A 14,291-nucleotide genomic window follows, 5' to 3' on the forward strand; every position below is an offset into this window, starting at 1 on the left:
CACCGCGCGCGGGCAGTAGATTGTCTCCCTCCAGGGGGGTGGCAGTGGAAGATTTCCCGTTCGGTGCCTTGATTTCGATCATCGGCGTGGTGGTTCCGGTCGTAGCGTTCCTGTGGGAGTTCGTGCTGCGGGGGCGCAAGCGGCTCGGGTACCGGGTGCAGATGGACACCACCGTGACCGGCGAGATCTCCGCCGAGCACGTCGGCGCACTGGAGCTGGTGCACCGGGAAACCGCCCGGTCGCTGGTCAATCCGTCGTTCGTGCTGCTGCGCATCGAAAACCACGGCACAGCCACCATCAAGGAGGCCGACTACCGGAATCCGGAGGCGGTGGCACACGGCGTCCAGATCAGGTTCCCCGGCCGGACGGTCGCCGGGTTCGTGGTGACCGAACTCAGCGACTCGCAGCTGGTCAACAACTTCGGCGAGAAGTCGGGGCTGACCCGCAAGGCGATCGACGACGCGCGCGGCACGAAGGTCGGCGTCATCGAGCTGCCCAAGGCGCGGTTGAACCGGGACGACCACTACAAGGTCCTCGCCGTCCTGGAGCCGGCGCCCGGCAACGGCCCGCTGACCCCGGAGGAGATGAAGCCCTATCTCGAGGGCAATGCCCTCCTCGGCGGCCGGGTGGTCAAGACCGAGAGCGGGACCGGGCTCTCCCGGCGGACGCTGGCACTGCTCGTCTTCCTGGTGGCGATCATCATCGCCCAGTTCGGGGTCTACGTGTTCAACGACCCGTCACCGCTCGACTGTGCCAAGGGGAATCTCACCCTCACCGGTTCCACCGCCTTCGCGCCCGTGCTGGAGGAAGCCACCCGGCAGTACCGGAACAGCTGCGGGGAGGCGAACTTCACGGTGGCGTTCCACGGAAGTACCGAAGGACTGCGCACGCTGAACGAGGCGGGCCGGAAAGCGGGCTCGGGGCCGGACATGCTGAGCTTCACCGACGGCGCCAAGGAGGACGGCTATCCGCAGCTGCTCCCCCGCCCCGTCGCCTTCTCGCTGTTCACGCTCGTCGCCAACAAGCAGACGGGGATCCAGGATCTCAGGGCGGACCAGATCCGGCAGCTCTACGACGGCCGCGTCGGCAACTGGCGGGAGCTCGGCGGCGCCGACCTCCCGGTCCGCCTGATCAGCCGAAGCCCGGATTCCGGCACGCGGCGCGCGTTCCAGACGCGCATCCTCGACGGCAAGCGGGAACCCGGCACCAACTCCGACGACTGCCTGAAGGTGGGCCCCGGCGGGCAGCCCGGTCCCGTCCGGTGCGAACGGCCGACCACCGCCGAGCTGCTGAACGCGGTCGCCAATACGCCCGGCGCCCTCGGGTACGCCGAACTCGGCGGCATCACCGGCCGCGACGACCTCGTCCCGGTCCGCATCGACGGCCATCCGGCCACTTTGGACGGTGCGGTGCACGCCGCCTACCCGTTCTGGGAGACCGAATACGCCTACACCTACGGCGAACCCAAGGCCGGCTCGCTCGCCGCCAGCTTCCTGCGGTACCTGACCAACCAGGTCGGCAAGGACGTCATCCGCTCGTTCGGCAACCGGCCCTGCGCCGAACTGGCGAACCCGGTGCTGTGCCACCCCTGACCGGCACCCCAAGGATCTTCCGGGCATGAAGCACCGACGGCGATGACCTGAACGCCGCACGAACAACCGTTCCAGGCCTCGAATCCGGCGCTTCACAGGCGAGAATCCCTTGGCCAGAAACACTTCTCGCCTTGGGGAGCCCATGAACCGCACCAGCGCCAGACTCGTCGTCGCCCTGCTCGCGACGATCGCCGCCGTCACACTCGGTACCCTGCCCGCGAACGCCGACGCGGCCATCACCACGCTCACCGCGTCGGCGGACCGCACCCGCATCGACGCGGGCCAGTCCCTCACCGTCTCAGGCACGCTGACCCGGGCCACCGCCGACGGCGCCCAGCCGGTGGCCTCGGCCACGATCGGCATCGCCTACTGCCCGGCCCCGTCCTTCTGCGGGGAATTCGTCGCCAAGCCCGTCACCGACGCCGCCGGGCACTACGAGGCCTCGGTGAGCCCCGTCCGCTCCGGCAGCTACCGCGCCGACTTCCTGCCCGCCGACGGCACCCTCGCCAAGGCGACCGCGACCACGGCCCAGATCACCGTGCTGCAGCCCGCCTCGATCCCGGAACGGGACGGCCTTCGTCTTCGGTGCCACCGTCGCCCAGCCCGGGTGGGGCCTGTGGCGCGCGCACTACGCGGGCGTGCCGGACCAGTTCAAGGCGGCGACGAGTGACGTGGCCTTCGTGCGCTGACACCGTGTTGGTCCGTGAAGGCCTCCTTACCGGCGCTTGAATCCATACCGCCGCGCGTAGCGCGTCCGTTGAGGGCGGCGGGGGCATGGATGGACGGTAAGGAGGCCTTCACGGCGTGGGGCGGCGTTCGAGCGCGTGGTCGAGATGGGTGATGACCGCCGGGACGTCGGTGCGCTCGGCGCTGCGGATCAGCTCGATGGCGGCGCGGAGAAGGCTCTCGGGCCGCGCGATCAGGCGGGCGAGCACGGCGGCGCGGACGTCGAGCAGTTCGATGGTGGTTTCGCGCTCGGTACCGCTCTGGCCGGCGAGGATGACGGCGTTGCGCCAGGCCTCTTGACGGGCTCTGCGGATGCTGAAGTCGAGAACGCGTTCGTCGGTGCGGCCACCGAGCCGGTCGAGCAGCCACAGATACGGCGAGACGTCGTCGACGGCCTTCTGCACCGCCAGTACCACGCGCGCCAGGATGTCGTTGATCAGGAGAAAATCGCGGCGCAGTGCGTGGATGTCCGCGCCCGGGCAGGTGTCCGCCGCCGCGATCGCCAGATCGAGGTTGATGTGCGCGTTCACGCCGAGCACCAGGTGCCCGACGATGACGGTGTCCGGATCGGACAGCGTCTCGAAGGCCGTCCGCCAGCACCGAGGCCCGCCCCGGTCACGGAGCCAGGCGTCGTGGGCGTCGAAGTAGCGGTTGCCGAACAACGTGTCGAACCGATCCATCCGCGCGCCGTCGTCGAACTGTCCACTGTGGATGGCGGTGCGCACCTCGACGGTCACTTGCCGGTACAACGCCGCGAAGTAGCCGGCGCGGTCGGCCGCCGCGTGCGCGTCGCGCACGATCCCGGCGAGCCCGGCCACCACTTCGTCGATGTTCCGTGCCGTCATGGGACACCTCCGGGAACTCGGTGACGGCCGCAGTGTCCCCCGATCGGCCGAGGACCCCTCCCGGACACGGGGAGCGACGCACATCACGTGCCGGAAAGCGCCGCCGGGGAAACAACGAGGCGCGCCGGACGTTGTACCGAGTGCCGGTAGGGAACCAGTCCCCGGGCCTCACCCCTCGCCTTCACGGAATACCGCTCCGGGCGGAGCCGTGTCGCGCCACCCGCCGCGAGGCGACGCCCTACCGGCCCCGAGCCCCCGCTCCTGCTCGCAGGGTCTCCCCCACCCCTTCGCTGGGCGGGAGCGGGCCAATCACCACCGATCGGCTAACCCATGCGTGCGACACGATTTGATCGTGCACTCTCCGTACGCGAGAATCTCGGCTCGTGACAGACCGTGACCAACGTCGGCCCCAGAATCGCCAGGAGACCGTGGCACCACCAGCGCGGCCGATGACGCTGACGGAGGCACTCGCCGACGAGCACCCGCTCATCCGCTATCAGGCCCGGCAGCAGCGCTTGCTCGACGCCGGCGAACGCCCCCTCTCGGCCGAAGCGATGACCTCCGCGGACCTGATGCGCGAGCTGTGGCAGCGCAACCGCGACCGCATCCGCGGTCACCGGATCCTGAGCGCCACGCACCCGCGGCGATAAGACCCGCCACCGACCGGCCCGCTCACGGCCGTCCAGATCCGGTACCGGTACGGCTTGTTGACGTGCCGCGGCGCCTGTGCCTATCGTCACATCTGCATTCCGGAAGGCGCCTTCCGCATAGTGAAACAGCTAGCCCACGTCGGACCGTCAGCCCGGCGGGCCGCGTCCCGGCTCGCCCGCGCGGAAGGATCGAGGCCCCATGCGGATTCCCCATTCCCGGAGCAGGACGGCACGCCGGCTCCGCCCGGAGGACGAGCGGCCACCGGTACGTCAGCAGATCCTCTACGGCCTGCAGCACATCCTTTCCATGTACGGCGGCGTGATCGCGGTCCCGCTGATCATCGGCGGCGCCACCGGCCTGCCGCCCGAGCGGATCGCGCTGCTGGTGACCGCGGCGCTGTTCGTCAGCGGTGCCGCGACGATCCTGCAGACGGTGGGCATCCCGTTCTTCGGCTCACAACTTCCGCTCGTACAAGGAATCTCCTTCGCCAGCGTCGCCACGATGACGGCGATCGCGGCCCGCGGCGGCGGGCTGTCCGCGGTGTTCGGCTCGATCATCGTGGCCAGTCTCATCGGGCTGGTGCTGAGCCCGTTCTTCAGTCAGCTCATCCGGTTCTTCCCGCCGGCGGTCACCGGTTCGATCATCACCGTGATCGGTGTTTCCCTGCTGCCGGTGTCGTTCCGCTGGGCGATGGGCGGCACCGCCACGGCCCCCGACTACGGATCGGTCGGCAACATCGCGCTCGCCGGCGCCACGTTCCTCATCGTCCTGCTCGTCAGCAGGCTCCTGCAGGGCCTGCTGTCCCGGCTGTCGATCCTGCTCGGCATCGTGGCGGGCACCCTGGTCGCCTTCGCCATCGGCAAGACCGACTTCTCCGGCGTCGGGCACGGCCCCGTCGTCGCCCTGCCGCAGGTGCTGCCCTTCGGCGCACCCACGTTCTCGGTTTCCGCGATCGTCTCCATGACCGTCGTCATCCTGGTGACCATGATCGAGACGACCGCCGACATCGTCGCGCTCGGCGAAATCGTCGAAACCGAGGTCGGCCCGCGCCGGGTCGGTGACGGCCTGCGCGCCGACATGCTCTCCTCCGCGGTCGCCCCGCTGTTCGGCAGTTTTCCGTGCACCGCCTTCGCGCAGAACGTCGGACTGGTCGCGCTCACCCGCGTCAAGAGCCGCTACGTCGTCGCCACCGGCGGGCTGATCCTCGTCGTCCTCGGCCTGCTGCCGGTACTCGGCCGCGTGGCCGCCGCGATCCCCCAGCCCGTCCTCGGCGGCGCCGGGATCGTCCTGTTCGGCATGGTCGCCGCCAGCGGCATCCGCACCCTCGCCAAGGTCGACTACGACAACAACCTCAACCTCGTCATCGTCGCCGCGGCACTCGGCTTCGGCATCATCCCGATCGCCGTTCCCGGGTTCTGGTCCCATTTCCCCGGCTGGTTCGCCACCATCATGGACTCCGGGATCAGCTCCGCCAGCGTCGTCGCCGTCGTGCTCAACCTCGCCTTCAACGAAACCAGGGCGCTGCGCCGATCCGGACCGTCCACAGTGGCCGCGGCGCCGAGCCCCGGCACCGTCACGCGCCCGGATTCCCCGGACGGCGTAACGGAAACCGGCTGATCAGGCTTCCTGACGCGGCCCGAAGGCCACGATCGGCAGCTGCGAAACCAGGCCGCGCCGCGCGGCGTCACTACCGTCGTAAGGACGACCCACCAGTTTGCCGAGCAGCGGACGCAGTATCGGCCGGATCCACCGGTTGCGCCGCTCGTAGGCGGTCATCACGGCGAACGCCTCCTCCTCGTCGAGGACACGGTGCCGTGGTGTGAACCGCCGCCTGCCGACGACGACCTCGAGCGGCGGGCTCGCCCGGATGTTGCGGTACCAGTCGGCGCCGGGGCCGAGCCCGGCGACGACCATGACCTCACCGGAGGCCGGAGCCGAGCCGATCACCTCCAGCACGGTGCGGTACCGGCGGCCGGACCGGCGCCCGGTGTGGGTCAGGCACAGGAACCGGCTCCCCAGCAGCCAGCCGAGCCCTCGGTCGTAAAGCCGCAGCGGTGCCCGGAAGACCGCCCGCAGGACGGGGCCGGGCTGGGTTTTCGTCACGGGTGTGTCCTTCCGTCGATGCCGGGCGAGGTGGTCCACCGCCCGGGAGATCCGCTGTCGCGCAACCGGTTGATCAGCTCCGTCGGCTTGCCCGCCACCGCGGCGGTGACCAGGCGGTCGAGACCCGGCAGCCGCGAGGCTCGCATCGCGAGCCTGCGGACGTGCAGGGACAACCGCGAGGCGGGGACGAACCAGCGCGCGGTGGATCGGGCGTCCCGCTGGGTGCGTTCCACGACCGGACGCCACATCCGCTCGTAGCCGGCGAGCCCCGCTTCCACGGACGAGGCGCGGGCCAGCCGGTCGGCCAGGACGAAGGCACCCGCGATCGCGAGCGAAGCCCCTTGCCCCGCAAGCAGGGACACCGCGTAGGCCGCGTCGCCGAGGAGCACCACGCGATCCCGGCTCCACCGGGGCAGCACGATCTGCGCGACCTGGTCGTAGTACACCTCGGCCGGGGGCGGGCAGCGGTCGAGTGCGCCCGGCACGACCCAGCCCAGCGAGCCGTACCCGGCCCGCAGCGCGGCGCGCGCGTCCACGGGAAGCGCGGCATCCCAGGTGCGATGGACGGCGAACGCGGCGACCTCGCCATCGCGCAGACCGTAGAACCCCATCTGCGCGCCGACCGTTTCGGTCAGGCAGAAGCGATCCCCGACGGCGGCGTGGATCTCCGGGTCACGGAAGCGGAACGCGGCGGTGTGGAAGCCGAGGTGGCGCAGGAACTCCGGCTCGGGACCGAACCACAGGCGCCGGACGGCCGAGTGGACGCCGTCGGCTCCCACCAGCAGATCGGCCTCGACCACCTCGCCGCCGTCGAGGGTGCACCGCACTCCGTCGCGAGTCGTGTCGATCCCGGTGAGGGACGTACCGAACCGCAGCTCGACCCCCGCGGGAAGCGCATCCCGCAGCGCGCATTCGAGATCCGGCCGCATGACGCTCAAAAGCCGTCCCGCCAACGGACCGGCGAACTGGGTGAGCCGCAACCCCGCGCGACGGCGGCCTGATCCGTCGACGAACGCCGCCTCCTCGACGTAGTAGGCACGGGCCTGGATCGCGGGCAGCACCCCCATTTCCTCCGCCGCGTCGTACCCCGGGCCGAAGAAGTCGATCATGTAGCCCTGCGCTCGTGGCCCCGCCGCCTTCTCCAGCACCACGACCTCGGCCCCGAGCGCGGCCAGCCGGTTCGCGCACGCGAGGCCCGCGATCCCCGCGCCGCAGATCACCACCTTCATCCGTCGCCTCTCTCCGCCTCAGCCGCGCTCGACGAGGCGGCGCAACACCGGCGCGACCGCGGCGGCGGTGATGCCGGGGTTCAGTGCCCGATGCAGCAGCACGCCGTCGATCGCGGCGGCCAGTACCGCGGCCGTCTCCGCGGGCGCCGGGATCCCGCGCGCGCCCAGCCACTCGGCGAGCCGCTCCCGGAAACCGGCGACGACCTCGCTGATCGCGTCCCGCAGTTGCCCGTCACGGGTGGCCGCCAGGTACGCCTCCATGAACAGCACCGACAGCGGATCATTGCCGTCGTAAGGCTCGAGCGCGGCGAGCATGGCCTCCAGCAAGTCGCCCGGGCTTCGCACGGCCGCGAGCGACGACGTCGTTTCGTCGAGCAGTCCACGCATCTCCGCCACCACGGCTTCGACGAGCAACGCCCGCAACGACGGGAAGTGGTAGTGCACCACGCTCGGGGTCACCCCGGCGCGTTCCGCCAGCACCCGGGTGCTGACCGCGGACCAGCCCCGTTCCGGGATGAGCTCGACCGCGGCCCGCATCAGCCGCTGCCGCACTTCCCGGCCGCGAGCGGCCGCCGCGTTCGTCATCCGCCACGCCTCCTGGTAGGGCAGTCGTCCTGTACGACCGCCCTACCAGGGTTGCAGACAACTATTGATTGATGCAACAGTTGTCCGGTGCCGATTCCTGCCACCCCGCGAGCCGCGCCGCGCGACATGTCTGTCCACAGTAGATTTTCCGGCACGATGTCCGGAATGCTCCGTTGACGAGGGTGAGCGGCTCTTGCACGTCGTTCAGGACGCCCACCACATCGCGGATGAGCGAGCGGTCCCGCGCGACAACGCCTAAGTTCATCTCATGACGTACGGGGGTCCAGGACCGAACCATCCGCAGCAGCCCGCCTGGCAGCAGCAGCCGGGCCCGCAGCCGCACGGCATGCCACCACAAGGCATGCCACCGCGGGGAAGGCCGCACTGGCAGCCGCATCCACCCCAGCGCGCACCCGAGCAGGCACCGCTGACGCTGCCCGGCTGGGGTGCCGTCCCGGCACTGCTCGGCGTGGTGCTCGCCGCGGTCGGCCTGTTCGCGCTCAAATGGGCCGGGGACGCGACCTTCGCCGATCTCAACGAATCGATCCGGCACGCCACGGGCGCCACGAGCGACCTCACCGGCAACGGCCGGTGGATCAGGATCTACTTTCCCCAGGGTGTCATCATCGCGCTGGCACTGGCCGCGATTCCTCCGGCGCTGTGGTCACTCGGCTCCCTCCGCTCGGCGAAAAGCGTCCAGCGCCGCGGCGGGCTCACGAGGAAGGTCCTCCAGGAGGGCCGGACCGGGCCGACCCGGGCGGTGATCTCCGTCCTCGCCGGCCTCTGCCTGCTCTACCACGTGATCAGCCTGCTCGTCCTGACCGACGGCGGCGAGTACCTCGGCAAGCTCGGCCCCGGTCCGTGGCTGCTGCTGGCCGGGACCGCGCTGTCCGTCGCGGGTGCCGTGATCGGCCCGCGTGTTCGCCGGTAGCCCCGCTACGCGCGGCCGGTGAGGGCCCCGGCGGCGTGGGCCAGCGTGGTGGGCCAGGAGTCGACGATGCGGTTGCGCGCCCACCGCAGCGACACCCCGGTCGCGAGCACCAGGTACGGCCCGGCACCCCAGCGCGTCGCGACGACCGCGCCGGTCCGGTCCGGTTCCCCGTCGGCGGGCGCGCCGCCCGGCAGGAAGTCGATCGTGAACCCGCTCCCCGCCCCGGAAAGATCGTCCTTCAGCCCGGCCGACGCCGCGGTGTAGCGGCGCAGCCCCGCCCGCACGGTGGCGTCCTCCGACATCGGCGCGGCGGGGTGGGCACTGTTGTAGGCAGCCAAAGTTTCGTAGCACGGCACGGTCATGATCCATACCGTATCCGGCATACCGCCCACCCGCCCCCGGCGTTAACCACCCGGTTACGAATCGCACAGCCCCCTCACAGCAACCCGCCCGGATCGCCCACCGCCGCCGGAGGAACTCCAAAAAGGGTAGTCACCGCTTGAAGTCGTCTCCTTTCGGGTAGTTACCATGGTATGCCTGCCTTTGCCAGCTCCCGACACGCCGCCGCTTCCCAGCCCCAGCCGCGCGGAACCCGCGTCACCGCCTTCAGCGCCCCGTAGCGAGCACCCAAATAGTCCACAAAGGACACACCGGGTCATCGCGCCGAAGCCCGCGTCCCGAACGACGCGTTGCGGACGATCAACGTCTCCAACGCGTCGTTCGGGACATCGCCATTCACGACCCCGCCGACCAGCGCAGCCGTCTCTTAATGCCACTGTTATCCCGCGTGGCACTTTTCACGGGCTGTCAAGGTGTTTTTCCCGTCCATCATGGGACACAGCGGATGAAATCATTTCGTGATTGGTCGTTTCGGAGCACAAGCAACACCGTGACCAGCACGTACGATGAATGACTGGCTGCACGAAAAGCCATCCCCGCATTCGACCGCATCGACTCATGAGGGGTGGAAATGCTTGTGTCTCGCGCAAAAACCCGCTTCGCGGCCCTGCTCGGCGCCGTGGTGCTGGTCCTCGGCGGCACAACCGGGGCCGCCGCGGAATCGCCCGGTCACCGGTTCGGCGACTGGCCAAGCTGGCAGGGCGATCCCTCGGGATCGCGGTTCAACGCGGCCGAACACCACATCACCCGGCACACCGCGGGCAGGCTCGGCCTCAAATGGGCCTTCGCCTATCCGAAGACGTTCTTCCCCGCCAAGAGCCAGCCCGCGGTCGTCGGCGACGGCGTCTACTTCGGCGGTCCCGACGGCAAGTTCTACGCGGTCGACGCCGAAACCGGTGCCACCCGGTGGAGTTTCGACCTCGGCACGGTCGACAAGGGCGGCGTCGTCATCGACGGGCCGTCCGTGGCACGGGGCAAGGTGTTCTTCGGCGACAGCCGCGGCTACCTGTACGCGCTGGAGCAACGGACCGGAAAGCTGGTGTGGGCCAAGCAGACCGAACCGCACCCCGCCGGAATGCACACCAGCTCCCCGCTCTACCACGACGGGCACGTCTACGTCGGCTCGTCGAGCGGCGAGATGCTCAACCCCGACGTCAAGTACCCGTGCTGCACGTTCCGCGGCCACATCGACTCGTTCGACGCCGAGACCGGGGATCTGACCTGGCGCTACTACACGGTCCCCGAGCCGAAGGCCGTCGGCACCTGGCCCAGCGGGGCGACCCGGTACGAGCCGTCCGGTGCCGGGGTGTGGAGCTCGCCGGTGGTCGACGAGCGCACCGGCACCCTGTACGTCGGCACCGGACAGCTCTACTCCGGCACCACCGGGGACTTCGACACCCTGCTGGCACTCGACTCGCGCACCGGCGCGGTGCGCTGGAAGCAGCAGGTGACCAAGGCCGACACCTGGCGGCTGCTGTGCGGCAAACCCGACAACGAGGGGTACTGCCCCGGCCAGAAGGACGGCACCGCACTGGATTACGACATCGGCGCGACGCCGACGCTGTTCCGGTCGGGCGGGCGCACGATGGTCGGCGTCGGCCAGAAGAGCGGTGTCTTCCACGTGTTCGACGCGCGCACCGGCGAGGTTTCGTGGCGCCGCCAGCTGTCCGAGCCGATGCCCGGCGGCGGCCTGTCCGGCATCCAGTGGGGTACCAGCTTCGACGGCCACAACCTTTACGTGGCAACGAACTGGGCCAATCCGGGCACCCTGTTCGCGCTCGATCCCGAGGACGGCGACATCGTGTGGCAGACCCCGAGTCCCGCCGACGGCTGCACCACCGGCGGCGCGGCCCAGTTCCCTGCCGTGTGCAAACGGGCGCACACCCCGGCCGTGACGAGCAGTCCCGGTCTGGTGTACGAGGGCAGCGTCGACGGCAAGATGCGCGTCTACGACTCGCGGACCGGCGCCGTGCTGTGGACCTTCGACACCATCCGCGACTTCGCCGGGGTCAACGGCCTGACCGGGCACGGCAGCGCGATCTCCGGCAACGGTGGCGCGGTGGTCAGCCACGGCACGCTCTACGTCCAGTCGGGCTACTGGCCCGCCTACCCGAGTGACCACGGAAACGTCCTGCTCGCGTTCGGGCTCTGACGCCCGGCCTCCGCCAAGGAGCTTCCGATGAGAACCCCGACCCACCGGCGCTTCACCCGCGCCGCACTGGTGTGCGTCCTGGCCGTCTCGCCGATCACCGCGGCCGGTTCGGCCCAAGCAGGCGAGAAGACGGTCACCGTCACCGAAGGCACCAACCTCGCCGTGACGGTGTCCCCGCGGGACGGCACGCTCGTGTTCGACCTCCAGGGACAGTTGTTCTCCGTGCCGCGCGAGGGAGGCACCGCCACCCCGGTCGGCGACGACCTGCTCGACCCGTTCTGGCCGGTTTTCTCCCCCGACGGCAAGGAAATCGCCCTCCAGTCCTACGCCGACGGCATGTTCCACATCACCGTGATCACCCCGGACGGCCGGACGTCGCGGCAGCTCACGTACGGCGAGCACGACGACCTCCAGCCCGCGTGGTCCCCCGACGGCACGAAGATCGCGTTCAGCTCGGACCGGGCGGGCGCGGCCGACATCTGGACCGTCGACGTACGTACCGGCGAAACCCGGCAGATCACCAAGAGCACGACGCAGAAGTCCCAGCCGACCTGGGCCCCGGACGGCAAGAGCATCGCCTACGTCCAGGGCACCGGCATCGAGAGCATCGACCTGGCCACCGGCGCCGTGCGCGCCGTGGTCCCGCCGGGCAGATCGTTCCTCGGGGCGCCGTCCTGGTCCCCGGACGGACGCACGCTCGCCTTCCTGCGCACCGGCAAGGAGGGCAGGACGCTCATGGTCTCCGAGTCCGGCACCGTACGTCAGGTGGGGACTTACACCGACGTGTTCCCGTTTCCCGCGCGCTGGCTTTCCGCGCACGAGCTGATCTACGGCGCCAACGGCAAGATCGCCGTCTCCGACACCGCGACCGGCGCCGGCCGGGCCGTGCCGTTCTCGGCCACCTTCACCGTCAGCCGGGACGAGTACGCCCGGAAGACCCATGACTTCGACACGCGGCATCCTCGGCCGGTGCGCGGCATCGCGGGTCCGGCGCTGTCCCCGGACGGTCGGTCGGTGGCTTTCAAGGCGCTCAACGACCTGTGGCTGCTGCCGATCGACGGCAAGCCACAGCGGCTGACCCACGACCAGTTCTCCGAATGGGATCCGGTCTGGTCGCCCGACGGCGGGCGCATCGCGTACGCCTCCGACAAAGCGGGCACCGAAGACCTGTACGTGCTGGACGTGGCAGGGGGCGGCGAAAAGCGGGTCACCTCGCTGCCCGGCGCCGAGGTTTCCCCCGCCTGGTCCCCCGACGGGAAGAAACTGGCGTTCGAGGACCAGGACGGCCTTCTGTCCACTGTGGACCTGGCGAGCGGCGCGGTGACCAAGGTGCTGGGACCGCTGAACACGCCCGGCAGGCCGAGCTGGTCCCCGGACGGCCGGTTCCTCACGCTGACCGTGTCCGCCGGGCAGCGCAACCAGATCCTGCTCGTGGACGTGGCCGCGGGCACGACGAGGACGATCGAGCCCTCGCCGTACGGCTCGGTGTCCACCCGCGGTGACGACGGCCCGCTCTGGTCGCCGGACGGGCACTGGCTCGCGTTCTCCCAGGACAGCACGATCCACCTGCTTCCGGTCGACGCCACGGGCACCCCGACCGGGCCCGCGCGGCGCATCACCGACGAGGCCAGCGACGCGCCGAGCTGGAGCGGCGACTCGAAGACGGTGCTGTACCTGCACAACGGCACTCTCCGGCTGACCACAGTGGACGGAGAATCCACCCGGGACATCCCGCTCGACCTCACCTTCACCCAGGACAAGCCGGACTCCCGCCTGGTGATACACGCCGGGCGGCTGTGGGACGGCCGTCATCGCGAACCCCGCACCGACGTCGACATCATCGTGGTGGGCAACCGCATCAGGCGGATCGAGCCGCATCGGGAGGACCGGCAGCGCGCGGGCTGGCAGTTCATCGACGCGAGCGAGCAGACGGTCACCCCCGGGCTCGTGGACATGCACAACCACCAGGAGATGCGGTCGAGGTTCTTCGGCGACCGGCAGGGCAGGCTGCTGCTGTCCTACGGGATCACGACCACCCGCTCCACCGGCGACCCCGTCTACCGGGCGCTGGAGGACCGCGAGGCACTCACCTCCGGCGACCGGATCGGGCCGCGGTTCTTCATGACCGGCGAAATGCTGGAGGGGTCCCGGGTCAGCTGGGAGTTCGCCAGGCCGGTCCGCGACGAACGGCAGCTCGCGCTGGAGATGTCCCGCGTCCGCGCCCTCGGCTACGACCTGGTGAAGACCTACCAGCGCTTCCGGAACGACTGGCAGACCGAGGTCACCGAGCAGGCACACGAGATCGGCATTCCCACCACGTCGCACTACCTCTACCCCGCCATCGCCCACGGCGTCGACATGAAGGAGCACCTCGCGGGGCCGTCGCGCTGGGGATTCGGCTTCTCACACGAAGGTTCCCTCGGCGGGGCGTACGACGACGTCATCCAGCTGGCGGCACAGGGCAAGATGCCGTTCAGCACCACACTGTTCAGCTCCAGCTCGCTGCTCGCCGACGACCCGGCCATGGTCACCGACCCCCGGCTGAGTGCGCTCTACACCCGCTCGCAGCAGGAGATCCTGCACGCGAAGCTGCTGTGTGCGCAGGGTAAGGGACCGTGCGGTTTCCTCGACGCCGACGCGGCGCGGACCCGTAAGGAGGTCGACCTGATCAAGCGCCTGCTCGCGGCGGGCGGCACCGTGCTCACCGGGACCGACGCGCCGCTCGACACCACGGCCGTGAGCCTGCACCTGAACGTGCGGGCGATGGCCAAGTACGGCGTCGATCCGTTCCAGGTGCTGCAGAGCGCGACTCTGCTGTCCGCCCGGCAGCTCGGGGTCGAACGCGATCTGGGCAGCGTCGAGGAGGGCAAGCTCGCCGATCTCGTGTTCACCGACGGCGACGCGTCCCACGACGTGAACCGGCTCATCGACGTCCGGATGGTGGTGAAGAACGGCAAGCCCTACACGATCGACGACCTGACCGCGCCGTTCCGCACCCCACCTCACGGTGCTCCCCGGTGACGGCACGACTTTCGGGCCTACAGGCCGGTGCGTCCGGACCACTACCGTGATGTGGTC

The 14,291-nt window shown here is 70.0% G+C and carries 12 protein-coding genes; 7 read left to right on the forward strand and 5 right to left on the reverse strand.

The window, feature by feature from the left end; translation table 11 throughout:
• Nucleotides 1-89: 89 nt before the first annotated feature.
• Both ACFW0G_RS32390 and ACFW0G_RS32395 read left to right on the forward strand, forming a co-directional pair.
• Nucleotides 90-1,592: a PstS family phosphate ABC transporter substrate-binding protein gene (locus tag ACFW0G_RS32390; protein ID WP_378329251.1), complete on the forward strand. Its 1,503-nt coding sequence runs from the start codon at nt 90-92 to the stop codon at nt 1,590-1,592.
• A 142-nt stretch (nt 1,593-1,734) separates the two neighbouring features.
• The gene (locus tag ACFW0G_RS32395) at nt 1,735-2,262 is read left to right on the forward strand and encodes a hypothetical protein (RefSeq protein ID WP_378329252.1); all 528 of its coding nucleotides are present in this window, start codon (nt 1,735-1,737) and stop codon (nt 2,260-2,262) included.
• Between the two features lie 127 nt (nt 2,263-2,389).
• Here ACFW0G_RS32395 and ACFW0G_RS32400 read toward each other — a convergent pair whose 3' ends face one another.
• The gene (locus ACFW0G_RS32400; RefSeq protein WP_378329253.1) at nt 2,390-3,163 is read right to left on the reverse strand and encodes a DUF5995 family protein; all 774 of its coding nucleotides are present in this window, start codon (nt 3,161-3,163) and stop codon (nt 2,390-2,392) included.
• A 428-nt stretch (nt 3,164-3,591) separates the two neighbouring features.
• On the opposite strand from ACFW0G_RS32400, the gene ACFW0G_RS32405 reads away from it, so the two are divergent.
• Both ACFW0G_RS32405 and ACFW0G_RS32410 read left to right on the forward strand, forming a co-directional pair.
• Nucleotides 3,592-3,813: a hypothetical protein gene (locus ACFW0G_RS32405; RefSeq protein WP_378329254.1), complete on the forward strand. Its 222-nt coding sequence runs from the start codon at nt 3,592-3,594 to the stop codon at nt 3,811-3,813.
• Nucleotides 3,814-4,012: 199 nt separating this feature from the next.
• Nucleotides 4,013-5,431: a nucleobase:cation symporter-2 family protein gene (locus tag ACFW0G_RS32410; protein ID WP_378329255.1), complete on the forward strand. Its 1,419-nt coding sequence runs from the start codon at nt 4,013-4,015 to the stop codon at nt 5,429-5,431.
• Here ACFW0G_RS32410 and ACFW0G_RS32415 read toward each other — a convergent pair whose 3' ends face one another.
• From ACFW0G_RS32415 to ACFW0G_RS32425, 3 genes are read right to left on the reverse strand one after another with little or no spacing between them, the layout of a single operon-like run.
• Nucleotides 5,432-5,917, reverse strand: coding sequence for a nitroreductase family deazaflavin-dependent oxidoreductase (locus ACFW0G_RS32415; protein WP_378329256.1), 486 nt, complete (start codon nt 5,915-5,917; stop codon nt 5,432-5,434).
• A complete protein-coding gene (locus ACFW0G_RS32420) occupies nt 5,914-7,146 on the reverse strand; it encodes an FAD-dependent oxidoreductase (protein WP_378329257.1) in 1,233 nt (410 codons plus the stop codon). The genes ACFW0G_RS32415 and ACFW0G_RS32420 overlap by 4 nt, the downstream gene beginning before the upstream one ends.
• 18 nt (nt 7,147-7,164) lie before the next feature.
• Entirely contained in the window at nt 7,165-7,731 is a 567-nt protein-coding gene (locus ACFW0G_RS32425; RefSeq protein ID WP_378329258.1) for a TetR/AcrR family transcriptional regulator, read from the reverse strand.
• A 268-nt stretch (nt 7,732-7,999) separates the two neighbouring features.
• Here ACFW0G_RS32425 and ACFW0G_RS32430 point away from each other — a divergent pair, with 268 nt between their 5' ends.
• On the forward strand, nt 8,000-8,662 hold the full coding sequence (locus tag ACFW0G_RS32430; protein WP_378329259.1) for a hypothetical protein: 663 nt from the start codon (nt 8,000-8,002) through the stop codon (nt 8,660-8,662).
• 5 nt (nt 8,663-8,667) lie between these two features.
• On the opposite strand, the gene ACFW0G_RS32435 is transcribed toward ACFW0G_RS32430, so the two are convergent.
• The gene (locus tag ACFW0G_RS32435; protein ID WP_378329260.1) at nt 8,668-9,024 is read right to left on the reverse strand and encodes a hypothetical protein; all 357 of its coding nucleotides are present in this window, start codon (nt 9,022-9,024) and stop codon (nt 8,668-8,670) included.
• Nucleotides 9,025-9,632: 608 nt separating this feature from the next.
• Between ACFW0G_RS32435 and ACFW0G_RS32440 the strand changes: the two genes are divergently transcribed.
• Together ACFW0G_RS32440 and ACFW0G_RS32445 are read left to right on the forward strand one after the other, a co-directional pair.
• Complete coding sequence (locus ACFW0G_RS32440) at nt 9,633-11,213, forward strand: PQQ-binding-like beta-propeller repeat protein (RefSeq protein ID WP_378329261.1); 1,581 nt, start codon at nt 9,633-9,635, stop codon at nt 11,211-11,213.
• A gap of 27 nt (nt 11,214-11,240) precedes the next feature.
• Complete coding sequence (locus ACFW0G_RS32445; RefSeq protein WP_378329262.1) at nt 11,241-14,234, forward strand: amidohydrolase family protein; 2,994 nt, start codon at nt 11,241-11,243, stop codon at nt 14,232-14,234.
• The last annotated feature ends 57 nt before the right edge of the window (nt 14,235-14,291 follow it).

Origin of the sequence: Amycolatopsis sp. NPDC058986 (assembly GCF_042741125.1) — a bacterium.
Lineage (GTDB): Bacteria > Actinomycetota > Actinomycetes > Mycobacteriales > Pseudonocardiaceae > Amycolatopsis.